Consider the following 21,861-nt stretch of genomic DNA (forward strand, 5'->3'; position numbering starts at 1 on the left):
CCATGAAAATAACTTTGTTAGTGAGTGCGATTGCCGCAACGTTAAGTTTGGCTGGCTGCCAATCGACAAACGGGTCAAGCTCTGTTGAGCCCGAGAGTACAAGCCATATTTCACAAAACGTATACGAGGTGGAGTTTAACGCGGCACAGGCGTTTGTAACTCAGACAACCAAGTTAGAGCAGAGCCTCACAGAATACTGTGCTTCACAAATGAAAGGTGACGCACAAATTAAGCAGCAATGGCATCAAACCATGTTGGTGTGGATGGCATTACAAGGGCAAGAGCGTGGACCTGCGACCGCATTAGAGCAGAGCTGGAATGTGCAATTTTGGCCAGATAAGAAGAACACGACTGGACGAAAAATGTCGGTCTTAACGAAGTCTGACCAAATTTGGAGCGCAGAGGATATTTCGACTCAAAGCGTAACAGTACAAGGGTTGGGTGCGCTGGAATGGTTGCTTTACGACAAGGCGTCGAGTTTATCTACTAATAGCAATACGTGTGCTACCAGTATTGCGATTGCAGAAAACCTTAATAACAAAGCAAACATCATTGCAGATTCATGGGCACAAAACCCATGGAAGTCATTAGACATGACGGAGTGGGAGTCTGAGTACATTTCGTTGCTGTCTAATCAATTAGAATACAGCATGAAGAAGCTGAGCCGCCCATTGGCCAAAATAGGCAAACCGCGTCCTTATTTCTCAGAATCATGGCGTTCACAAACTTCATTGTCTAACTTGAAGGCTAACCTTGAAGCGTTACAGGCTCTCTATCTTGCTAACGGCTCTGGTTTAGATGCATTGCTTCGTGAGCAGGGGCATAGTGAATTAGCTGATCGTGTTGTTCATCAATTTGATATGGCATTGGATACGTGGCCTGAAGATAAAAGTTTGTTTGCCGCGCTGCAAACCAAAGACGGTTATCGAATGGTTCTCGCACAATACAACAAGCTTGAGCAACTGAAGTATCTGATCCACGAAGAGGTGGCTATCGAACTTGGTGTCGTTATAGGATTCAATGCAACCGATGGTGACTGATCAAACTCGCCGAACCTTACTGAAAGCCGCTTTGTTTGGAGCGGCTGCACCTGTTATGCCGTTCGGTTGCACTTCAACAAACACACGCGAGCCTGCTTTGATTGGCTGCTCTATCATTGGACGCGACAAATACGCTGCCGTAGTTGCCGATGAACATGGCATGCCGCTGTCTTCGCTGCCAATCCCTGAACGGGGTCATGGCGTGGCGACCAACCCGCAAGGTCATGCGGTTGTCTTTGGTCGTCGTCCCGGCACCTTTTTTATGGTGTTTGACTATCGTTCGGAGCAAATGGTCAAACTGGAGTTAGCAAAAGCGGACCGCCATTTCTATGGGCATGGTGTTTACTCCCATGATGGTCATTACTTATTTGCTACTGAGGGGGAAAGGGGAACAAGCCGAGGGATCATCGGAGTTTATGATGCGCAAAGGCAGTATCAAAAAATTGATGAATTGAGTGGATTTGGTCTCGGACCTCATGAAGTCATCATGATGCCTGACGGCGCTTTAGCCATTGGTGTTGGTGGCGTCCACACGAATGGACGCGAGCCGCTTAATCTAAATACCATGACGCCAAGTCTGAGCTATCTTTCGCAAGAAGGAGAATTGTTAGACCAAGTGTCTTTACCCGATCATAAGCTGAGTATTCGTCACCTTGCACATGATGGTGTTGAGACAGTGCTTTGCGGTCAGCAATATCGTGGTGAGCCGGATGAATTCCCAGCTTTGATCGCCATGCATACGCGTGGTGGTGAAATGCAAGATTTGCAAGCTGAACCGGAGCAGTGGGCGCGTTTTAATCATTATGTGGCAAGCATTGCTGCGACAGAAGATTGGATATTAGCAACATCACCTCTGGGAAGTTGTTACGGTATTTGGTCGAAATCCACCGGGCAGTTGGTTGAATTGAATGCACTACCAGATGCTTCTGGTGTCGTCACTTACGGTGATGAGTTTCGCGTCAGCTCTGGCGCAGGGAGAGTGGTCGAACAAAGACCTACAGAGTCAAAGAATACTTTTGCTAGCGGCGTTCAATGGGATAACCATTGGGCGAGAATTGTCTAGAAAGATCATTAAGTAACATCTTATTGAGAATCTTGTTGGCATTTTCGTTTGCAGATTCTTAATTTTAAAGCGGCAACCCGTGAGATATTTGCCATACTTTTTTTATGGCACGTAACGAAGGGATCGTTTCAGTGATTGCTAGACTCATAATGATAACGGCACTTTTGGTGCCGTTTTGCAGCTTTTCAACCGTGGTTTCTCCCGATGCATCTGCACAAACAGAGCAAGAGGGCGCGGTTGAGCAGTTGTCTGTGGAGAAGATGATCCACTATCCAGATATCATCGATCAGCTTTACCAAAGCACCAACTACCGTCTCAACTGGGAAAATGAAACTGATGTTGATCAACTCATCTTTCAAATTGAGCTGGTGGCATTGGCGGATGTGACCTCTGAATTTGATGACCAACTGCGACGTATTGAACAAGTACGCGAACAAGGTGATGAGCTTGACTTTGATCTGGTGATGAGTGATTCACTCCTCATGTATTTGTCCTACCTTGAACAAGTTCCACAAGAAGGCATCAATTGGCTATTTGCAAATAAAGTTCACGTCAAACTGCCTGCGCCAAGTATCGAAACGCTGTCGTTGTTGAGTAATGAAATCACGGTAGGCAAACTTGACCAGTTTCTTGCCGAACTTCGCTCCCCCCTACAAATGGATGTATCATTTAATACCGCCTTTGCTTCATTATCGACTTACGCGCAGTTTGAGTTCCCTTTGTATCAGCAAGAGCAGAGATTGGCGAGAGTCGGAGACGAGCTATTTGATAAATCGAGCCTGATAGCGCGGATGCAAATCGTGGGCGTTGAAGTCGGTCATTTAGACACAGAGACCACACGTTATGATGAAAACCTAGAACTGGCGGTGATGGAGTTTCAACGTATTCATGGCTTGAAGCAAGACGGTATCATCGGCCCCAATACGATTCGCTGGATCAACTTCTCTCCTGAGCAACGATTGCACTCTCTAGCACTTAACGCAGAGCGCTCGCGGATTTGGGCAAAAGAGCGTGATAACGTGGTGTTTGTCAATGTCCCCGGCTACGAAGTGACCTACTGGCATCAAGGACAAGCACTGTTTGAATCCAAGGTAGTGGTAGGGAGAGCATCACGCAAGACCCCAATCATGACGGGCACGCTCGATTCCGTTATCTTAAACCCAACTTGGAATGTTCCTTGGAAGATCATGGTTAAGGACATCATCCCTAAGGTGAAGCGTAATCCCATGTATCTGATCGAGCATAATATCCAGATCATCCGATCATGGACCTCGCAAGAGATCATTGACCCAACCACAATTAACTGGGCAACGGTCAACCCAAAAAGCTTTCCTTACCGGATGAGACAGTCATCGGGTTCGCACAATGCTTTGGGGTTGTACAAGTTTAATATGCCGAACCCACAAGCAATCTATCTACACGATACTCCAAGCAAAAACTTGTTCGATCAAGATCGGAGAGCATTCAGTTCAGGGTGTGTTCGCGTTGAGCATGCTGATCAACTTGCTGAGTTGCTCTTTAAAACGCAAGGTCTTGAAGAACGGTTAGCGAAAAAACGTCAAAGTGGACGTCGCTCCAACACCTCAGTGCCTTTGAGTGAGCGAATTCAAGTGCACATCATTTATCAAACCGCGTGGTTAGAAGAAGGCACGCTCTACTACCGTGATGATATTTATCAATACGACGACCAAGGGTAAAGGGCACACTTAATTTAAGAAAATTTACAATTAAGAAAATCTGTTTTTTGTTCAATAAGTAAGCAAAAAATCCAGCCTAAAAGCGACAAGCCGGACCGGTTTATGCATTTGACGCGTTAAATAGGTTTCGGTAATGTCCGCTGCTCGTACAGTAATTGAGCAGTATATTTGTCATGGTAAGTCGTAATTTTTCCCGTCGTGATTTTCTTAAAATGACCGCTGGTGGTGTTGTGGTCGCCTCGGCGATGCCAAGTTTGTCTTGGGCTTCATTGCCTGATGAACCTCGTGTGCTTGCGATGAATAATCTCAATACTGGTGAGCTTTTGGAGTCATGCTACTTCAACGGTAGTACTTATGTGGACGAGGAACTTAAACGGCTTGATAAGTTTTGTCGTGACCATCGTCGCAACGAAATCCATCCAATGGACCGCCGCTTATTTGATCAAATCAGTCAGATCCAAGCACTGATAGGTACCGATGCAGAGGTAATTGTGATTTCAGGGTACCGTTCGCCTCTAACGAATGCATCGCTACGCAACAACTCTTCTGGCGTGGCAAAGAAAAGCATGCACATGGAAGGCAAAGCGATCGATTTTCGCTTAGATGGCGTCAAGCTTTCGACCGTGCGTGATGCCGCATTAAGTTTAAAAGCGGGTGGTGTTGGCTATTACCCACGCAGTAACTTTGTACATATCGATACCGGCGCAGTACGTTCTTGGTAATGCCTGCCTAAGACTTAATTTATTGACGTAGAAAGTCGTTAATTACCCATGGCTCAGCGCTTGAAGTCACTCAGGCTTAGTGTCATAGTTGCCGCAGTTTTCACGAAAATTTATTCGGTATAGGTTATCTATGGCTCTGAAGTACCAAGTTGTTCCCGTAACATCTTTCTCTCAAAACTGTTCCATTGTCTGGTGTGATGAAACCATGAAGGGCATTGTGGTTGACCCGGGTGGTGATGAAAAGCAACTGGCAATGCTGATCAAAGAGTTGGGTGTTGAGGTTGTAAACCTAGTTCTGACACACGGTCACTTAGACCATGTGGGCGGCACTGAACCATTATCTGCTCTTCTTGGTGGCACTGAAATTGTTGGACCACACAAAGCGGATAACTTCTGGTTGCAAGGCTTGGAAGGTCAGAGTCAAATGTTTGGGTTCCCATTGACTGAAGCGTTTGAACCACATCAATGGCTAAATGAGGGCGATAAGGTCTCTTTTGGCAACCAAACTTTAGATGTTATTCATACGCCTGGACATACGCCTGGTCACGTTGTGCTTTACAGTGAAGAAGCTCGTCTTGCTTTCGTTGGTGATGTTTTGTTTAACGGCAGTGTAGGTCGTACAGATTTCCCTCAAGGGGACTTCAATACATTGATAAGTTCGATCAAAGAAAAGCTGTGGCCACTCGGCAACGATGTAACTTTCGTTCCTGGGCATGGCCCACAATCGACGTTTGGTCATGAACGCAAGACAAACCCATTCGTTGCAGACGAAATGCCTCTATATTAAGGCGCATTGAATTAAGCATCTGGCTCGGCGGCAGCTAAGTAACGTCGAGCCAATCCTACAAACTCTTCAGCTTCTCGGTCTAAGTCACTGGCTGAAATAAACACGTCATAGCCGTAAAACTGCCTCTGATACTTCATTCTATTCGCCAGCATGGCTTGTAGACCTTCGTAATGCATGCCTTCTTGATTAATGTATGGAGCTGGGTCTAACACCATATCTTCAAATTTTGTTTCGCAATTATTTTGTCTTGCGCCTAAGTAAAGCAAAGCTCGTTGCCCTAATAAAATTTCCGTTGCGATTCGAGGACAGATCGAGTTGAGATAAGGGGAATAGTGCTTCAAGCGAATACCAATCCAAGGTAAAGGCTGATGCCAACCTTCTTGCTCGTAGGTGCAAATACCGATTGAATCAATGTCTTTCCAACGTAGTACCCAGCCGCCTTTGAAAAGATGTTGCTGGAAATGAGAAGCGGTGAGCGTGAAAGAGACCTGACTCTTTTTGATCATTACAATGGCAAAGCCAACGATGAATGCCATCAAGATCACCGACAACATGGCTTGTTTCCATCCTGGAGCAATTAAAACCAGAAATAAGGTAATCGTGACAACCATAAACATGATCAATTTGTTGATGGGGGAGTCAGATTTGAAATGTGAGTTGCTGAGATGCCGCGTTTCCATGCTTTTAGCCTCATTGAACAATGGTGTTGAGACTCTTGTTTTTGATATTCATTTACTTGCTTATCAGAAACAAAGAACCTCTGTTTTTATACCCAGTATTCAATAAATCCGTTCACAATTTATCTGATTAAATAGTAGACGTTCTATGCAATGAGCGCATTTTTCATCGCGTTTCGCCGCTAAAACCTACAAATCGTTTGTGATTTTTGGTATAAAACGCGCTTCAAATTTTCATCCCTGCTGAGATGCAGTGAACTGGAGAAATATTCAATGAGACTTGCTCATAAGCGTAAAGTGCAGATGAAACTGCAAAAACGCATTAAAGCGACAGTAGCAAACGTAGTTGCAGCACCGAAGGCGGCTAAACCTGTTGTTGAGAAAGCAGCAGCACCTTCCGTTGCTAAAAAAGCTGTTGCTGAAAAAGCAGTAGCTGAGAAGAAAGTAGCTGCAGCAAAAACGGTTGAGGTTGCACTTACTCCTAAGCAGCAACAAGTACTAGATATCGTTGTAGCAAACGCAGAAGGTATCAACCCTAAAGGTATCGGTCTGGCTGCTGGTCAAGAAGACACTAAAGCGGCATCATGGGCTACTGGCGCACTGAAGAAGCTTCTTGAAGAAAACCTAGTTCAAAAAGAGCAGTTAGCAGGTAACAAAGTTATCTATAAAGCAGTTTAATTACCGCTGTAATTCTGTTTTTTGCATTAAATACCTCGGCATTGACCGGGGTATTTTTTTACCTTAAGAGCGGCTTTTTCCCTTCCATAATTGAGCATTCTAACGATACAAACCCGTCATTTGTCACAATTTATTAAATACTGTGTAAATTCTTTCGCAGTTAACCACGTACGTGGTTTCTATGCTGCTCTCACCAAATGAAATAGATAACATTCTGATTTTAAGACTTTGTTTCATGATGATCGCTTATCACCTACGCAGAAATACGTAATACTAACGACTAAGCCTAGCTTATAGACACCGATTTGTTGCGTGTTCATGCCCATTTCTTACTTCCAAGTAATGTCCCATCTTCTATATCGAATCCTTATGTAATGGATGACAACAATAACCTTGGTGACAAAGGACGTGAACGATGAGTCTTATCCAAAAATCTTTGAAACGAGTACTCAAAGCGACAGCGATGGTAGCAACCATGGCATTTGTAGCGACTTCTGCTAACGCTGCTGACGATAAAGTGTATCGCTTGAAACTCGCGGAGACTTGGGGACCGAATTTCCCTATCTTCGGTGATGCAACAAAGAACATGGCGAAAATGGCAGAAGAAATGTCAAACGGACGCCTACAAATTCGTATTGATTCCGCAAACAAGCATAAAGCGCCGCTTGGCGTGTTTGATATGGTGAAATCCGGTCAGTACGACATGGGACATTCCGCTTCTTATTACTGGAAAGGCAAAGTACCAAACACCCTTTACTTCACCTCTATGCCTTTCGGTATGTTGCCAACAGAACAGTACGCATGGTTTTACTACGGTGGTGGTATGGAGTTGATGGAGAAGGTTTATTCTCCGCATAACTTGCTGTCTTTCCCTGGTGGTAACACCGATACCCAGATGGGCGGTTGGTTCCAGAAAGAAATCAAATCAGTAGATGATCTAAAAGGTCTGAAAATGCGTATTCCGGGTTTCGCTGGGGAAATTCTCGCAGAGCTGGGTGCAAAACCAACAAACATCGCACCGGGTGAGCTATACACTTCTCTTGAACGACGCACGATTGATGCATTGGAGTGGGTAGGACCATCTCTGGATTTGCGTATGGGCTTCCACAAAATTGCTCCTTACTACTATACAGGTTGGCATGAGCCAGGTACCGAACTGCAGTTCCTAGTGAACAAACGTACTTGGGAACGCCTACCGGATGATCTAAAAGCGATCTTGCAAGTAGCGATGAAAGCGGCGGCTTACGATATGTACACGCAGTCTAAACATGAAAGTGGTAAGAACTGGGCATCTATCCAATCAGAATACCCAGACGTACAAGTTAAAGACTTCCCACCAGAGGTGATTTCAGCGCTGCGAGAAGCGAACGAGCGTTTGCTAAAACAGCATGCTGAGAAAGACGCGCTAGCGAAAGAAATCCAAGAGTCACAAGCAAGCTACATCGAGCAAGTACGCCCTTGGTCTGACATTTCACACCGAGCTTACTTAAACAGCCAAGCTCAGCAATAACTTCGTATCGCAGGCTATTTCGAGTGATTTAGCCTGCCAATGAAGCCCAAGAAAACTTCTCTTAGAGAAGGTCATAACAAGTGCTCCGCGAACCAGCGGAGCCAATCTCCCCATGTTCCATGGAGTTCGGAATGAGAAGCCTTATTTATATTGAGCGAATCTTTAACCGCTTCGGTGATTTTCTAGGCTGGTTATCCAGCATCTTATTTATTTTGTTGCTAGCGAACGTGGTGTACGACGTTGTCATGCGCTACGTGTTCAATGACGTCTCGATCGCCTTTCAAGAAATGGAATGGCACCTTTTCTCTGCCGTGTTTTTACTTGGTGTGCCTTACGCAATTAAATCCGGCGGGCACGTACGCGTCGATATTTTCTATGAGCGTTTGTCATACAAAGCGCAGTCCATAATCGACATTTTAGGCACCTTACTTTTTTTGTTTCCCTTTTGCCTATTGGTTGCTTGGTTTGGTGTCGACTTTGCCAAAGAGAGTTACGCGCTGGGCGAGACATCCGGAGATCCGGGTGGTTTGCCATACCGATGGATCATTAAAGGTATGATCCCACTTTCGTTTTTGTTTATGGCGGTAAGCGGGGTTGGTTTGCTGCTTCATTCCATCAACAAAATTGTTAACCCTCATCTTATCTATGCCGGTAACAACGGTAAGTCGTAAAAGGAATTCAGTATGATCGGTATAGTGATGTTTTTTGTGGCGTTATTTGCGCTACTGCTTGGTTTTCCTGTCGCCTTCACCTTTGGCGGCATCGCATTAATTTTTGGCGTATGGGCAGAAGGCATTGAGATGTTTGCTTTCATGCCTTATCGCATTCAATCCATCATGGAGAATACGGTACTGATGGCAGTACCTCTGTTTGTCTTCATGGGATTAGTGTTGCAAAAGACCCGATTGGCTGAGCAATTGCTTGAGTCGATGGGGCGTTTGTTTGGTGGTATTCGCGGTGGTATTGCCATTTCAACCGTGTTGGTGGGTGCCTTGCTTGCCGCATCAACGGGGGTAGTCGGTGCATCGGTAGTGGCAATGGGGTTGATCTCCTTACCAGTGATGCTTAAGTACAATTACGACAAAGGATTGGCTTGTGGCACCATCTGTGCGTCGGGCACGTTAGGTCAAATCATTCCGCCTTCTATAGTTTTGATTCTTCTGGGGGATGTTCTCGGTGTACCAGTCGGGGATTTGTTCCAAGCCGCAGTGTGGCCGGGATTGGTGCTGGTGGGCGCGTATGTGATCTACATTTTGATTTACGCCAAACTGAACCCTGAAGCAGCCCAGCCTATCGAGCGTGATGAGTCTATCAGTCGTAAAGAAGAAGTGATTACTGCGTTGAAAGCCGTACTGCCACCGTTAGCGCTGATTATTGTTGTTCTCGGCTCTATCTTTGCGGGTATTGCTACCCCAACAGAGTCCGCAGCACTGGGTGGGGCTGGTGCAATTGTATTGTCGTTGCTTTACAAACAGTTTAGTTGGTCGATGGTGTATGAAGCTTCGCAAGAGACCGTAAAAGTGACCGCGATGGTCTTTGCGATTTTGCTCGGGGCAACGGCATTCTCAATGGCGTTTACGTACACTGGGGGGGATTACCTTGTTGAAGAGTGGATGTTAGAACTCCCGGGTGAAAAATGGGGCTTCTTGATCATTACCATGTTAGTCATCCTTATCCTTGGGTTCTTCATCGACTTCGTAGAAATCTGTTTCATTATCGTGCCAATCATTGCACCTGTTGCCGAGTTGATGGGTATCAACATGACTTGGTTTGCGATTTTGATTGCGATGAACCTGCAGACCTCATTCCTAACACCGCCTTTTGGTTTTAGTTTGTTCTACCTAAAAGGTGTGGCTCCAGCAGGCGTGACCACTCGGGATATCTACCGTGGTGTGATGCCATTCATTGCGATTCAGATTGTGGTACTTGCTTCATTGTTATTTTTCCCAGGATTCTATGGCATGTCCTAATGCAAGTAAGAAGCAAGGAATTGTGATGTGAAAATTTTCACCTTTTGAGACAAGTTGTTAAGCTGATTAGCGAGCAGGGTCTGTGATGTTTCGAACCGATTTTAATCGCGAAAGGTCAACAGCCCCAAGCCAAATCAGCGTTTCATTGGAGGGAAAGGATGCCTCTCAAAGCCAAGTTAATCTTGTTGGCACTGATCCCTGTGGTTTTGGTGTCAGCCAGTATCAGTTGGATTTCCATTTACCAAGCGAAAACCTTGGGGCAGCGTGAGGTGGAAATCTTTCATCAGAACTTAATTCAATCCAAAGAAGCGGCACTAAAAGATACCGTAGATCTCGCCTTTGATGCCATTTCTCATATCTATAACGATCCTATGCTTGAAGAGGCTGACGCGAAAGCGCGCGTAAAAGCGATCCTAAACCGCTTACGTTACGGTTCAGACGGGTATTTCTTTGCCTACGATAAGCACGGTACGAACCTTGTTCATCCCATTCTCCCGGACTTAGTCGGACAAAACTTACTGCATATTCAAGATGAAAATGGCGATCACCTGATTGAGGCTCTGCTTTATCAAGCGCAGCTTGGGGGCGGGTTCCATCAATATTTATGGCAAAAGCCCTCTACGGGGGAGGTGGTACCAAAGCTGAGCTATGCGGCATGGCTTGATAAATGGGATTGGATGATTGGCACTGGGTTGTATATTGAAGATGTGAGCCGTGAAGTCGCCAATATGCGTGCGGCAATCAATCAAAATATCGAGACTACCTTTTTCACCGTGGTGATTATTCTGGTCGTTACGGTGGCGGTGATCATCGTATTGACACTTGCTATCAATTTACACGAGCATCGTTTAGCGGATAAGAACCTAAAAGAGCTTGCCCACAAAACGGTGATGTTCCAAGAAGATGAGAAAAAACATCTGGCGAGAGAGCTCCATGATGGCATCAATCAATTGCTGGTTTCGAGCAAATGTCACCTCGATTTGATGGCGCATCGTATTGAAGATGAAAAGCTCAAAGCTCACCTAGATAAATCTCAACGCTCGTTGATCACTGCGATTAATGAAGTACGCCATATTTCTCACCAACTGAGACCAAGTGCCTTGGATGATATTGGCTTAGAAGCCGCGCTTTCTACACTATTGCAAGATTTTCATTCGCACTCTGGTATGGACATCGATAGCCACTTTGATACCGAGCAAGTGAAGTTGAAATCTGAAGTGGCTACAACCTTGTATCGTGTGGCTCAGGAATCTTTAAACAACATTGAGAAGCACGCCAAAGCAAAAAAGGTCACAGTAATTTTGCAAAAAATGGGCAATATGCTGCAATTACTGATACGAGACGACGGTACGGGTTTTATGGTCAACCCTTCAGTGCACCGACAAGGAATTGGATTGCGGAACATGCGTGAGCGTGTTGAGTTTATCGGAGGCGAGTTTGAACTCATGAGCGAGCCCGGTTTGGGGACGGAAATCACCGTATTGTTAGATTTGGATGGATTAGTTTATGGATAAACCAATTAGCGTGGTGATAGTTGATGACCATCAAGTGGTGCTTGATGGTTTTATGGCGCGTTTGGAACTGGAACCTGATATTGATGTGATTGGTACGGCGAGTAATGGGCTTGAGGCAATTGAAGTATCAAAGCTTCTCAATCCAGATGTCATCTTGATGGATATCAGTATGCCAATCATGAATGGCATTGAAGCTACTGGCGTAATTAAGGAAGAGCGTCCAGAGAGCAAAATTTTGATGCTCACCATGCACGACAACCGCGAATACATCATGAAGGTGATGCAAGCTGGCGCGGTAGGTTACATGCTGAAAGAAATTTCAGCAGAGAAAATGGTGCAAGCAATAAAAACGGTGAACCAAGGATCGACTTACTTTTGCGAATCCGTTACTCAGACCTTATTTACGCAGGATGTCGTCCCGGTAGCGCAAAAGCCGAACCCACTTAGCCGCAGGGAAGAAGCGGTACTTAAGTTAGTGGCGCAAGGAAACAGCAGCAAAAAGATTGCGACGCTGTTGGACATTAGCTATCGAACGGTAGAAACGCACCGCCATAACATCAAACACAAACTGGATTTGCACTCGACGGCTGAGTTGGCGAAATACGCTTTTGAAACAGGATTGATAGAGTAGGCAGGGGTGCCCTCATGCTTTCATACATCAGAGCGCTCGAAGGGATACTTATTCAGGCTTGGTAATACTGCCAAGTTCAAGCATAGGGGCAACATCAATATCTTCTGCATTCATCATGGTCGAGATGCGTTGCACAGAAGACAAAAGCAAGCTCTGTTCCCACTCTTCCAGCTTTTGGAAGCGGCTAATAAAATGCTCTTGCAATGGCGTCGGAGCCTGTTTTAAGGCTTCTTGTCCCTTCTCGGTCAATACCGCGTGAACTTTACGCTTGTCTTCGACACTGCGGCGGCGCTCAACAAGTTGGTTGCGCTCTAAGCGGTCAAGGATAGTGGTTGCCGTTGCCTGACTCATGTTGGTATGGCTAGACAATTGTTTGATAGTGACGTTATTTAATTCACTAATGGCACGCATCAGGATCAGCTGAGGAGCCGTCAAACCAGACTCTTTGCTTAACTTCTTAGAATGTAAATCAATAGCGCGGATGATCTGACGAATCGAGACCAAAACTTCTTCGTACTTTTCCAATTTCGTAATCCAGTCATTAAGGGATCATGTAACGAGGCGACACTAACTCAAATGCGCTGTTATTTAAAGGGCTTCGTTAGGGATCGCGACACCAAATTTCAATAATTTGCCTTGGCTCTCCTTATTGTTTTTAAGGTCATTGAGCGAGGAAAAAAGCAACGACTAGAATTATTATAGTAAGAAATGTTTGTGGTCTAAGTATTACTGTGGTTGTTTCCGCTTTTTTAGCTACACTTTTCTGATTGAAATGTAAGTTATTGGATTTTTTATCAGCAAAAGATAGACAAAAACGCCTCAAATGGTAGGATCTTCCACTTTCATGGAAAATAAAATGTATCGTGTTCAAATGATTTTTAATGCCTTGTTAAGAAGATTGAACATAAAAAGAGAGGAATAATGACAAAAGGTATAGATAAGTACAGTATCGACAGTACCGACTATACGGTTGGTCAAGACAACGTCCAGAAATGGGGTTTTGACGTACATAATCCTGTTTTTGGTATCAGTGCTGGTTTCATTGCACTGTTTCTTATTGCTGCACTTGTGCTGGACGCACACACCGCTAAGACCGCACTCGACGGCATTAAGTGGAAAATCATCGGTTCTTTTGACTGGCTGTTTATTATCTCTGGTAACATCTTCGTTATCTTCTGTTTAGCTCTCATCGTTTCACCAATGGGTAAGATTCGCCTTGGTGGTAAAGATGCTGTCGCTGATTACTCATTCATGTCCTGGCTGGCAATGTTGTTTGCTGCTGGTATGGGTATCGGTTTGATGTTCTGGAGTGTGGCAGAGCCAGTAGCGTACTTCACTGGTTGGTATGAAACCCCGTTGGGTGTAGAAGCAAACACACCAGAAGCCGCGAAGCTAGCACTAGGTGCGACCATGTTCCACTGGGGTCTACACCCATGGGCGATTTACGGTGTCGTGGCACTATCTCTTGCTTTCTTTACTTACAACAAAGGTCTGCCGCTTTCAATGCGCTCGATTTTCTACCCGTTATTGGGCGATCGCGCATGGGGTTGGGCAGGTCACATCGTGGATATTCTAGCGGTATTGGCAACCTTGTTTGGTCTGGCGACTTCTCTAGGTCTAGGTGCACAACAAGCGGCAAGTGGTATTCACCATGTCTTTGGCGTTGAACCAGGACTAGGACTGCAAATTGTCGTTATCACTGTTGTTACGCTATTGGCGGTTGTTTCTGTTGTTCGTGGTATTGATGGCGGGGTAAAAGTCATCAGTAACATCAACATGGTGATTGCTTTCTTATTGCTTATCCTTGTTGGTTTGATCGGCTGGGCGGTAACACTAGGCTCTGTGCCAACCACATTGATGGCTTATGTTGAGAATATTATTCCACTGAGTAACCCGTTTGATCGTACTGATGAAGCTTGGTTCCAAGGTTGGACAGTATTCTACTGGGCTTGGTGGATCTCATGGTCACCATTTGTAGGTATGTTTATCGCTCGAGTTTCACGCGGTCGTACCGTTCGTGAATTCATCACTGCGGTTCTAATTGTACCGACAGCAGTTACCTTGATTTGGATGTCGACATTCGGTGGTCTTGCTATCGACCAAGTGATCAATAATGTGGGCGAGCTAGGTGCAAATGGTTTGACTGATGTTTCCCTTGCGATGTTCCAAATGTTTGATGTATTGCCATTCGGTAACATGCTATCCATCATTGCAGTCGTACTCGTATTGGTATTCTTTATTACGTCTTCAGACTCAGGCTCATTGGTTATCGACAGCATCACCGCTGGTGGTAAAGTCGACGCACCAGTGTTACAGCGTGTATTCTGGGCATTCATGGAAGGTGCGATTGCGGTTGCATTACTGTGGATCGGTGGTTCTGAAGCTGTTCAAGCGCTGCAAGCGGGTGCAATTTCTACTGCACTGCCATTTACCGTCGTTTTATTGGCGATGTGTGTCAGCCTGCTTATGGGTATGAGAACAGAACGTCAATAATTGATAAGATTTATAAATATTACTTAAATATTAGTAAGTTAAAAAAGTCAGCGTTTTGCTGGCTTTTTTTGTGTGATTTTTCTGACGGTAGACAAAATAATGACGAAATAAGTCATTAATTTACAATGAGTTAATGTTTTATTTTTATTAGTAAAATCTCGTGATTAGTGATTAAAAAATGTGTAATATTCACCCACCTTAACTGTTCTCCCAACCTCTATAATAATTATGAAATTATCATTAAAACAAAAGCTAATTGGCGCAAGCCTCTCTGCTGTTGTTGTGATGGCAACAGCACTGACTTGGTTGTCGGCTGGTCAACTTCTTGATCAGACGCGTTCAGGTGTCTATTCACGAGCACAAAGCCTAAGTAACGCCGCTTCAGAAGGTATTTCTGACTGGGTGGCAATTCGTAAAGATATTGCGACGGCTTTCAACGACTACTCAACTGAGCAAGACGTTGTGCCTTTCCTACAACAAGCACGTAAAGCTGGTGGCTTTGACGATATCTTCTTAGGTACACCAGAAGGTGGTATGTATCGTTCTCATCCCGAGCGTAACCGTGCTGATTACGATCCTCGCACGCGTCCTTGGTACAAAGACGCAAACGCAGCAGGCAAGCAAATCATCACAGAAGCTTACCAAGACGCTATCACTAACGCGCTATTGGTGACAATTGCTGAGCCAGTAATGAAAAACGGTAAGTTCATTGGTGTTGTCGGTGCAGATGTATTGATTGACCAGTTGATCAATGACGTCATCAGCCTAGACGCAGGTGACAATGCTCATGCAATGCTGATCGATATGAACGATGGCACTTTCCTTGCTCATCCAAATAAGAGCCTAACGCTTAAGCCAATCACCGACCTTTCTAAAGAATTTTCTAAAGATTCTATTGAGCGCGCAGCCAACTCTGGTGCGATTGAAAGTGCAACAATCAAAGGCAAAGAGAAGCTTTACTACTTCAGCAAGGTGCCTGGCACACATTGGATGTTTGCGATTGAAATGGATCGTGCAACAGAAGAGGCAAGCCACGCTCAATTGCTACGAGAAATGCTGATCACCGCTGTGTTGATCACTATCGTCGTGATTGTTGCTGTTTCATGGCTAGTAGGTTTCTTGTTCCGCGATTTGGGTCGTGTTTCACAAGCATTGGAAGAAATTGCTTCTGGTGAAGGTGACTTGACGCAACGCCTAGAACCGCGCAGTGATGACGAAGTCGGCAAGCTGGCTGATAACTTCAACCGTTTTGTCGGCAATATGCACACGATGGTGACGAAACTAAGTCACGTATCGTCCGCACTGTCTGAGCAAGCTCGTACAACGGCACAGCAAGCCGAAGAACGTAGCCAGCGTATTTCTTACCAGCAAGACGAAATCAACATGGTGGCGACTGCGGTTAACGAAATGGCGGCAGCGACACAAGAGATTGCTGGTAACGCGGACAACACAGCATCAAGCTCGGAAGAAGCGGTACAAGCATGTGTGCATGGCTCTGGTCAAGTAACGCAAACGCAAGGTTCGATCCAAAACTTAGCGCAAGAAGTTCAAGTCGCGACCAACGTGATTCAAGAGCTAGAAGCGCACGGTAACGCGATTAATACGATTCTTTCGACTATTCAAGGCATTGCCGAACAAACCAACTTACTGGCACTGAATGCGGCGATTGAAGCAGCACGTGCTGGTGAACAAGGTCGCGGTTTTGCGGTGGTTGCGGATGAAGTTCGTGTGTTGAGCCAACGTACTCACGCTTCAACGCAAGAGATTCAAGAAACCATCGAAATGCTACAAGGTACTACGGCGAAAGCGGTGGGTATTATGGATGACAGTCGTCGTCTAGCAGATACTAGCGTGGATGATGCAAACTCTGCGGCAGTTAGCCTGACGCAAATTCACTCTGCGGTAGAGCGAATCAGTGATATGGCAACTCAAATTGCTTCAGCAGCAGAAGAGCAAGCGTCAGTAACCACTGAGATTACTCGCAATACAGAGGGCATTCGTGACGTATCGAATGAGCTTTCTGTGGAAGCGCACCAGGCAGCTGAACAAGCAGCGCACCTGTCTGAGCTTTCTCACGAGCTAGAACAAGAGATCAGACGCTTTAAGCTGTAAGCTTTTGTTGTTTTGAATAAAAAGGAGCCATATGGCTCCTTTTTTGTTGCTCAAAGATAACGTAAGCCGAATTACAACCACAGGCTACTGATAGGTTGCTCTGGGTTATAATGATGGGCAATTTGGGCTTGCAGCAGCTCTGCTGTAGCAATAGCATCGGTTAGAGCATGGTGCGGTGTATAGTCTGGTAAGCCATAACGACGGCGAGACTGGGCTAAGCGTAATGATTTTGGCTTATTGCCCTTTAGCTTGTTCCAAAGGCCGCCCGCTGCTTTTTGTTGAATGTTTTCTTCAATTTGCAACGTATCAAGAACTGGAAACTCAATACCTTCGCCAATACGAGAGCGCAGTGCTTGGTCGAGAAACTCACGCTCGATACGGCGGTAATGTACCACTACAATCTTACCCGCTAAGCTTTCTAGCAAGGGAGCGAGGATTTCACCCAGATCGGGAGCGTCAATCAGTTCACTGTGAGTGATACCATGAATGATGACTGATTCTTCATCGAGTTTTTCCTGTGGTCGCACCTTCCAGTGCTTTGCTTGGCGTAGGAAAATTCGATTGAGATCGAACGGCACCAAACCAATGGTGATGATGCCGTTTTTTTGTGGGTTCAAACCAGTAGTCTCAAAATCAAGCGCAACGAACTCCACTTGGGATAGTGGCGTCTCAGGTGCTGGCAGCGCTTTACCGTAAAAGGCGACTAAGCGTTCATCAGTGGCACGCTCAAGTTTCTGCTGAAACTTCACTGGCCACTGAATACTCGGCTTTTGAAATAACTTCTTTATCACTTCACGCCTCACTTAAACTTGTTACTAGCCTGATAGCGGAACTTAAGGAAGTTCTGACCATTACTTAGGATCTGGAACGCATCTTTCAAATTACGACGTTCAAAATCCGACAAGTTTTCAGGCTCAATGTTGTTGTCTGGTTCAATACCTAACTCAACATCAATTGCTTGGTGGCGGATACGCACCATTGAGATGAACTCCATGGCGTCTTTAAGATCTTGCGCGCGACCTTTTGGTAAGATGCCAGCATCAATGATGTCATCGAGACGCTCAAATGAATTCTGTGCACGTGAGCCTACCGCCAGAGAATGAACGCGGATCAGATCGACCAATGGCGCAGTACCACGGCGTTTCAAGTTGATTGAGTTTTTATGCTGACCGTCTTTTTCCATCACAAAGTCTTTGAAGAAGCCAAGTGGTGGAGTTCGATTTAATGCGTTACGTGCCAAGCAGGCTAGGAAGCGATTGTTCTTGCGGGCACGACGTACGATGAAGCTGGTGAGCTGCTCTGCCCATTTTAAGCGGCCGTAAACCCCATCTAAATCAAAGAAGATGGATGCATTGAGTAGCGCTTTTGGATTGGGGTCATCAATCCAATCGGCAAAGCATTCTTCCCATTGTGAGCGGGTCATTCGCCACATCGGGTTGGTCGCCATAATGTCGCCAGTACAGTACTTGTAACCGCATACGTTCAAACCATCACTGACATATTGTGCGAGAGCCTCAAAGTATTTACCGTGTTTCTCTTCTTTGTAGGTGTCGTCTAGGATGATTGCATTGTCTTGGTCAGTGACCAGCAACTGTTCGTCGCGCCCCATTGAACCAAGAGCAAGGAAGCAATAAGGGATAGGAGGTGGACCGAGTTCTTCTTCTGCCATTTCTAAAAGGCGTTGCTTAAAGCTGCGACCGATCACCGACATCGCGCTGCCCACCATGTGTGAGTTGGCGTCTTCGTTGACCAAGCGAACAAAACTGCTCTTTACTTCTTCTGCCACAATCGCTAAATCTTCGATGCTTTGCTGCTGGAAGATACTACTGACCAGCAACAGTGAGTTTTGCGATTCATAACGTACAATATCGGTAGCTTCGATAATACCAATCGGCATTTGATCTTTAACCACTGGCAAATGATGCACGTTGTAGCGCAACATGGTCAGCATGGCTTCATATACGTATGCGTTATGATCGAGTGAGATAACCTCAGTGGTCATCACCGTGGAGACATCGTCTTGCGGTGATAAGCCTTCGGCTAAAACTCGGGTACACAAATCACGGTCGGTAATGATACCTAGCACCGGAGATTGTGGGTCTTCTTCGTCCAGCACAAAGTCTGGGTCCACAATCAACAATGAAGAAACATTGTCTTGCGCCATCAATTGCGCGGCTTCTTGGATCGTCTGTCCACGTTCAATCGTCGGTGCGTCACGGGTTAATAAGGTTTTGACCTTAGAAGTGGTTAGGTCATTGGCATCGTTGTTTTCTGACACTGCTTGGCGTAAACGAGCACTGTTCTCTACTTCAACAAAATCAGCGAATGAGTCGAAGTTATCATACAGTTCTTGGAAAATGTCTTGAGGAATGCAGTAGAGTAGGGAATCTTCTATCGCTTTTACTGGGAAGCGAACTTTGTTGTTGGTCAGAAGCCCCATTTGACCAAAAAGGTCACCCTCGTCGAGTCGGTTGTAAAGTTCACCTTTGCGTCGATAGACCTCAACCACGCCACTACGAACCATGTATAGATCGTGGATCTGGTCGCCGAAATGAATGACGGGAGTATCTTGACGATAGTATGAGATTTCGATGTTCTCGGTCACTTTGGTGAGCGTTTCTTCCGGAAGCTCGTTGAATGGGGGATACTTGGCGAGAAAGTTATATATCTCGAGAAGTTCTGCTTCCATTAAGGTGCCTTTTGGTTTGCAAGTGATAGGGTAATCTTAACTTAGTTTTAAAACAGAATCTTATCGGATCACTGTTTTTCGTGCGCAATGATAAGATTCGGACAAGTCGCACGGCAAATCGTCATCAATTCGGCTACGCTGTCATCAAGATGCCGAATTAAATCAATACAATGGGCGTATTAAAGAAGAGTTTTGGATGACACTCATGGAAGGAAGTAGAATGGTAAGACTATTATTCGCTGCACCTCTTGTAGCATTACCACTAATGAGCGTTGCCTCAGAGTCAGAACAGGTCGAGAAGTTTGGTTACGAGCACATTAATTTAGACATTGGTGCCGGGACAACGAATGAAGAGTGGCTCGATAATTCTAACGCTACCACTCTAGGGCTTGGCGGTAATTACCTATTTACCGATAACTGGCTGTTTAACGTTGACTACTCGGCGCAATTTTTCCACCCAGACAATTTCACTTTGCGTATTGACCGTTTGTTGTTCGGTGGTGGTTATCGTTATGGCGTCAACGAGAAGTTTGATATCTACGGGATTTATGGGCTTGGCGCAATTAAAGCCAAAGCGACTGATGATAAAACCGACCGTACACTGTCCTCGGATAGCGAGTTTATTCAAGGCGTCACGTTTGGCGCAAATTACCTATTTAGTGAAAAGTTAATGGGGACGGCAGAAGTGCACTTGAATCGAAGTGATATCGTCGACGAGAACAACTATAAGATTGCCTTTAACTACCAATGGCATCGCGTGATTGGTACCGGTCTTTATTACCAGTTCCGTGACACCGATTATCAAGGTCAACCGTCAGATCACATCAATGAAGTTGGAATTAGCTTTAAGTTTGTGTATTAGTTCATAGGAGTGTAGCGCCACCTTGTATAGTGGCGTTTCAACAAGCGGTAGAATCAAAAAAGGTCAGCGAGTGCTGACCTTTTTAATTTGTGACTTTCGACGCGATTACAGAACCGCAGCGATGCCTTTACATAGAGGACCCATGTTTGCTTTTGTCATACCTGCAACGCTGATACGACCTGAGCCTACGATATAGATACCGAACTCTTCTTTTAGACGGTTTACTTGCTCTTTGGATAGACCAGAGAACGAGAACATACCGTTTTGGCGCTCGATGAAGCTGAAGTCAGCATCCACACCTTCTGCCTTAAGAGTAGCAACGAATAGTTCACGCATCTCTTGGATTCGGTCACGCATTTCCGCTACTTCCGCTTCCCATTCTGCGCGCAGGTCTGCGTCACCAAGAATGTGAGTCACAACAGCGCTACCGTGCGCTGGTGGGTTAGAGTAGATAGAACGGATGATGGCTTTTACTTGTGAGAACGCCGTTGTTGCAACGTCTTCTGATTCAGCAACCAGAGTGAATGCACCAACACGCTCATTGTATAGACCGAAGTTCTTAGAGAAAGAACTCGCGACTAGGATTTCTTTGTTGTACTTAGCGAAAGTACGAAGACCTGCTGCATCTTCTTCTACACCTTTAGCAAAGCCTTGGTATGCGAAGTCGAATAGAGGAAGCAGTTTTTTCTCTGCAACCAGCTTAGCCAGCGTTTCCCACTCTTCAGCTGTTGGATCGATACCTGTAGGGTTGTGACAGCAGCCATGCAGAAGAACAACGTCACCTTCAGATGCACCTTGCAGGTCGTCAACCATAGCAGCGAAGTCTTTATCTTTGGTTTCTGCGTTGTAGTAGCTGTATTGTGCTGTTTCGATACCAGCTGCAGTGAATACGCCGTTGTGGTTTGCCCAAGTAGGGTTGCTGATCCAGATCTTCACATCACCAAGCTGACGCTTAATGAACTCACCTGCTACACGTAGAGCACCTGTGCCACCTGGTGCTTGTGCTGTTTTAGCACGCTTGCCAGCAACAATTTCCGCGTCTGCACCGAAAAGCAGTTTTTGTACTGCTAGACCGTATTCTGCTGTACCTTCGATTGTTAGGTAAGATTTGGTTTTTTCAGTTTCAATCAGTGCGGCTTCGGCTTTTTTAACAGTCGCAAGAACAGGGGTTTCACCTTGTTCGTTCTTGTAAATACCAACGCCTAGGTTAATTTTTTCGGCGCGAGCATCTTTTTTAAACTCTTCAGTAAGTCCAAGAATAGGGTCAGCCGGAGCGGCAACTACTTTTTCAAACATAATCTTCATCCATGTTAATCGAAGGGGTCTGCTGACATTTATACCTTTCAGCAATATTCGTTACAACAGTTAGTGATAAGAAAACTTAAAAAAGTTTTGATTTGAAACAGAAATCTAACA

General features: G+C 45.4%; 19 protein-coding genes. 14 read left to right on the forward strand and 5 right to left on the reverse strand.

Features of this window, described 5'->3' with window-relative positions; all coding sequences use genetic code 11:
• Positions 1–2 precede the first annotated feature (2 nt).
• The 5 genes from VHA02S_RS09565 (at position 3) to VHA02S_RS09585 (ending at position 5,309) form a co-directional block, all read left to right on the forward strand.
• On the forward strand, positions 3–1,040 hold the full coding sequence (locus VHA02S_RS09565; protein ID WP_038898614.1) for an imelysin family protein: 1,038 nt from the start codon (positions 3–5) through the stop codon (positions 1,038–1,040).
• A complete protein-coding gene (locus VHA02S_RS09570; protein WP_038898613.1) occupies positions 1,021–2,103 on the forward strand; it encodes a DUF1513 domain-containing protein in 1,083 nt (360 codons plus the stop codon). Before VHA02S_RS09565 ends, VHA02S_RS09570 begins: the two co-directional genes overlap by 20 nt.
• Positions 2,104–2,234: 131 nt before the next feature.
• A complete protein-coding gene (locus tag VHA02S_RS09575) occupies positions 2,235–3,800 on the forward strand; it encodes a L,D-transpeptidase family protein (protein ID WP_456154858.1) in 1,566 nt (521 codons plus the stop codon).
• A gap of 173 nt (positions 3,801–3,973) precedes the next feature.
• On the forward strand, positions 3,974–4,522 hold the full coding sequence (gene mepK, locus VHA02S_RS09580) for a peptidoglycan L,D-endopeptidase MepK (RefSeq protein WP_005445130.1): 549 nt from the start codon (positions 3,974–3,976) through the stop codon (positions 4,520–4,522).
• A 130-nt stretch (positions 4,523–4,652) separates the two neighbouring features.
• Positions 4,653–5,309, forward strand: coding sequence for an MBL fold metallo-hydrolase (locus tag VHA02S_RS09585; protein ID WP_005445137.1), 657 nt, complete (start codon positions 4,653–4,655; stop codon positions 5,307–5,309).
• Between the two features lie 11 nt (positions 5,310–5,320).
• Here the strand turns inward: VHA02S_RS09585 and VHA02S_RS09590 are convergent, their stop codons facing one another.
• Positions 5,321–5,989: a DUF2982 domain-containing protein gene (locus VHA02S_RS09590; RefSeq protein ID WP_038898611.1), complete on the reverse strand. Its 669-nt coding sequence runs from the start codon at positions 5,987–5,989 to the stop codon at positions 5,321–5,323.
• Between the two features lie 270 nt (positions 5,990–6,259).
• Here VHA02S_RS09590 and VHA02S_RS09595 point away from each other — a divergent pair, with 270 nt between their 5' ends.
• The 6 genes from VHA02S_RS09595 to VHA02S_RS09620 all read left to right on the forward strand — a co-directional run bounded on the left by VHA02S_RS09595 (position 6,260) and on the right by VHA02S_RS09620 (position 12,289).
• Positions 6,260–6,664 carry a hypothetical protein gene (locus VHA02S_RS09595; RefSeq protein WP_005445139.1) on the forward strand — a complete coding sequence of 135 codons (405 nt, stop codon included), beginning with the start codon at positions 6,260–6,262 and terminating at the stop codon, positions 6,662–6,664.
• A 415-nt stretch (positions 6,665–7,079) separates the two neighbouring features.
• Positions 7,080–8,174, forward strand: coding sequence for a TRAP transporter substrate-binding protein (locus VHA02S_RS09600; protein ID WP_005445140.1), 1,095 nt, complete (start codon positions 7,080–7,082; stop codon positions 8,172–8,174).
• Between the two features lie 131 nt (positions 8,175–8,305).
• Entirely contained in the window at positions 8,306–8,845 is a 540-nt protein-coding gene (locus VHA02S_RS09605; RefSeq protein ID WP_005445141.1) for a TRAP transporter small permease subunit, read from the forward strand.
• Positions 8,846–8,857: 12 nt separating this feature from the next.
• Positions 8,858–10,144 (forward strand): TRAP transporter large permease, encoded by a 1,287-nt coding sequence (locus VHA02S_RS09610; RefSeq protein WP_009698383.1) that lies wholly within the window; start codon positions 8,858–8,860, stop codon positions 10,142–10,144.
• Positions 10,145–10,302: 158 nt separating this feature from the next.
• A complete protein-coding gene (locus tag VHA02S_RS09615; protein WP_005445145.1) occupies positions 10,303–11,658 on the forward strand; it encodes a cache domain-containing protein in 1,356 nt (451 codons plus the stop codon).
• Positions 11,651–12,289 carry a response regulator gene (locus VHA02S_RS09620; RefSeq protein WP_038898610.1) on the forward strand — a complete coding sequence of 213 codons (639 nt, stop codon included), beginning with the start codon at positions 11,651–11,653 and terminating at the stop codon, positions 12,287–12,289. Before VHA02S_RS09615 ends, VHA02S_RS09620 begins: the two co-directional genes overlap by 8 nt.
• Before the next feature lie 48 nt (positions 12,290–12,337).
• Here VHA02S_RS09620 and cosR read toward each other — a convergent pair whose 3' ends face one another.
• Positions 12,338–12,814: a MarR family transcriptional regulator CosR gene (gene cosR / locus VHA02S_RS09625; protein ID WP_005445149.1), complete on the reverse strand. Its 477-nt coding sequence runs from the start codon at positions 12,812–12,814 to the stop codon at positions 12,338–12,340.
• A 396-nt stretch (positions 12,815–13,210) separates the two neighbouring features.
• Here cosR and VHA02S_RS09630 point away from each other — a divergent pair, with 396 nt between their 5' ends.
• Entirely contained in the window at positions 13,211–14,782 is a 1,572-nt protein-coding gene (locus VHA02S_RS09630; RefSeq protein WP_005445152.1) for a BCCT family transporter, read from the forward strand.
• Between the two features lie 228 nt (positions 14,783–15,010).
• Positions 15,011–16,894, forward strand: coding sequence for a methyl-accepting chemotaxis protein (locus tag VHA02S_RS09635; RefSeq protein WP_005445153.1), 1,884 nt, complete (start codon positions 15,011–15,013; stop codon positions 16,892–16,894).
• A 71-nt stretch (positions 16,895–16,965) separates the two neighbouring features.
• Here the strand turns inward: VHA02S_RS09635 and VHA02S_RS09640 are convergent, their stop codons facing one another.
• Both VHA02S_RS09640 and VHA02S_RS09645 read right to left on the reverse strand, forming a co-directional pair.
• Positions 16,966–17,682, reverse strand: a complete 717-nt coding sequence (locus VHA02S_RS09640; protein WP_033001524.1) for a 3'-5' exonuclease — start codon at positions 17,680–17,682, stop codon at positions 16,966–16,968.
• 11 nt (positions 17,683–17,693) lie between these two features.
• The gene (locus VHA02S_RS09645) at positions 17,694–19,583 is read right to left on the reverse strand and encodes a DUF294 nucleotidyltransferase-like domain-containing protein (protein WP_005445155.1); all 1,890 of its coding nucleotides are present in this window, start codon (positions 19,581–19,583) and stop codon (positions 17,694–17,696) included.
• A gap of 220 nt (positions 19,584–19,803) precedes the next feature.
• Here VHA02S_RS09645 and VHA02S_RS09650 point away from each other — a divergent pair, with 220 nt between their 5' ends.
• Positions 19,804–20,445, forward strand: a complete 642-nt coding sequence (locus VHA02S_RS09650; protein WP_005445156.1) for an outer membrane beta-barrel protein — start codon at positions 19,804–19,806, stop codon at positions 20,443–20,445.
• A gap of 105 nt (positions 20,446–20,550) precedes the next feature.
• Here the strand turns inward: VHA02S_RS09650 and VHA02S_RS09655 are convergent, their stop codons facing one another.
• Positions 20,551–21,741, reverse strand: coding sequence for an amino acid aminotransferase (locus VHA02S_RS09655; RefSeq protein ID WP_038898609.1), 1,191 nt, complete (start codon positions 21,739–21,741; stop codon positions 20,551–20,553).
• Positions 21,742–21,861 lie beyond the last annotated feature (120 nt).

The sequence above is a fragment of the Vibrio harveyi NBRC 15634 = ATCC 14126 = KCTC 12724 genome, assembly GCF_001591145.1.
GTDB lineage: Bacteria > Pseudomonadota > Gammaproteobacteria > Enterobacterales > Vibrionaceae > Vibrio > Vibrio harveyi.

Excerpts from the sequence above, each read along its gene's own strand:
- mepK (WP_005445130.1), top strand. The coding sequence starts at position 3,974 with ATGGTAAGTCGTAATTTTTCCCGTCGTGATTTTCTTAAAATGACCGCT.
- VHA02S_RS09635 (WP_005445153.1), top strand. The coding sequence starts at position 15,011 with ATGAAATTATCATTAAAACAAAAGCTAATTGGCGCAAGCCTCTCTGCT.
- VHA02S_RS09590 (WP_038898611.1), bottom strand. The coding sequence starts at position 5,989 with ATGGAAACGCGGCATCTCAGCAACTCACATTTCAAATCTGACTCCCCC.
- VHA02S_RS09600 (WP_005445140.1), top strand. The coding sequence starts at position 7,080 with ATGAGTCTTATCCAAAAATCTTTGAAACGAGTACTCAAAGCGACAGCG.
- VHA02S_RS09615 (WP_005445145.1), top strand. The coding sequence starts at position 10,303 with ATGCCTCTCAAAGCCAAGTTAATCTTGTTGGCACTGATCCCTGTGGTT.
- VHA02S_RS09605 (WP_005445141.1), top strand. The coding sequence starts at position 8,306 with ATGAGAAGCCTTATTTATATTGAGCGAATCTTTAACCGCTTCGGTGAT.
- VHA02S_RS09570 (WP_038898613.1), top strand. The coding sequence starts at position 1,021 with ATGCAACCGATGGTGACTGATCAAACTCGCCGAACCTTACTGAAAGCC.
- VHA02S_RS09565 (WP_038898614.1), top strand. The coding sequence starts at position 3 with ATGAAAATAACTTTGTTAGTGAGTGCGATTGCCGCAACGTTAAGTTTG.
- VHA02S_RS09595 (WP_005445139.1), top strand. The coding sequence starts at position 6,260 with ATGAGACTTGCTCATAAGCGTAAAGTGCAGATGAAACTGCAAAAACGC.
- VHA02S_RS09645 (WP_005445155.1), bottom strand. The coding sequence starts at position 19,583 with ATGGAAGCAGAACTTCTCGAGATATATAACTTTCTCGCCAAGTATCCC.
- VHA02S_RS09610 (WP_009698383.1), top strand. The coding sequence starts at position 8,858 with ATGATCGGTATAGTGATGTTTTTTGTGGCGTTATTTGCGCTACTGCTT.
- VHA02S_RS09620 (WP_038898610.1), top strand. The coding sequence starts at position 11,651 with ATGGATAAACCAATTAGCGTGGTGATAGTTGATGACCATCAAGTGGTG.
- VHA02S_RS09585 (WP_005445137.1), top strand. The coding sequence starts at position 4,653 with ATGGCTCTGAAGTACCAAGTTGTTCCCGTAACATCTTTCTCTCAAAAC.
- VHA02S_RS09630 (WP_005445152.1), top strand. The coding sequence starts at position 13,211 with ATGACAAAAGGTATAGATAAGTACAGTATCGACAGTACCGACTATACG.
- VHA02S_RS09655 (WP_038898609.1), bottom strand. The coding sequence starts at position 21,741 with ATGTTTGAAAAAGTAGTTGCCGCTCCGGCTGACCCTATTCTTGGACTT.
- VHA02S_RS09650 (WP_005445156.1), top strand. The coding sequence starts at position 19,804 with ATGGTAAGACTATTATTCGCTGCACCTCTTGTAGCATTACCACTAATG.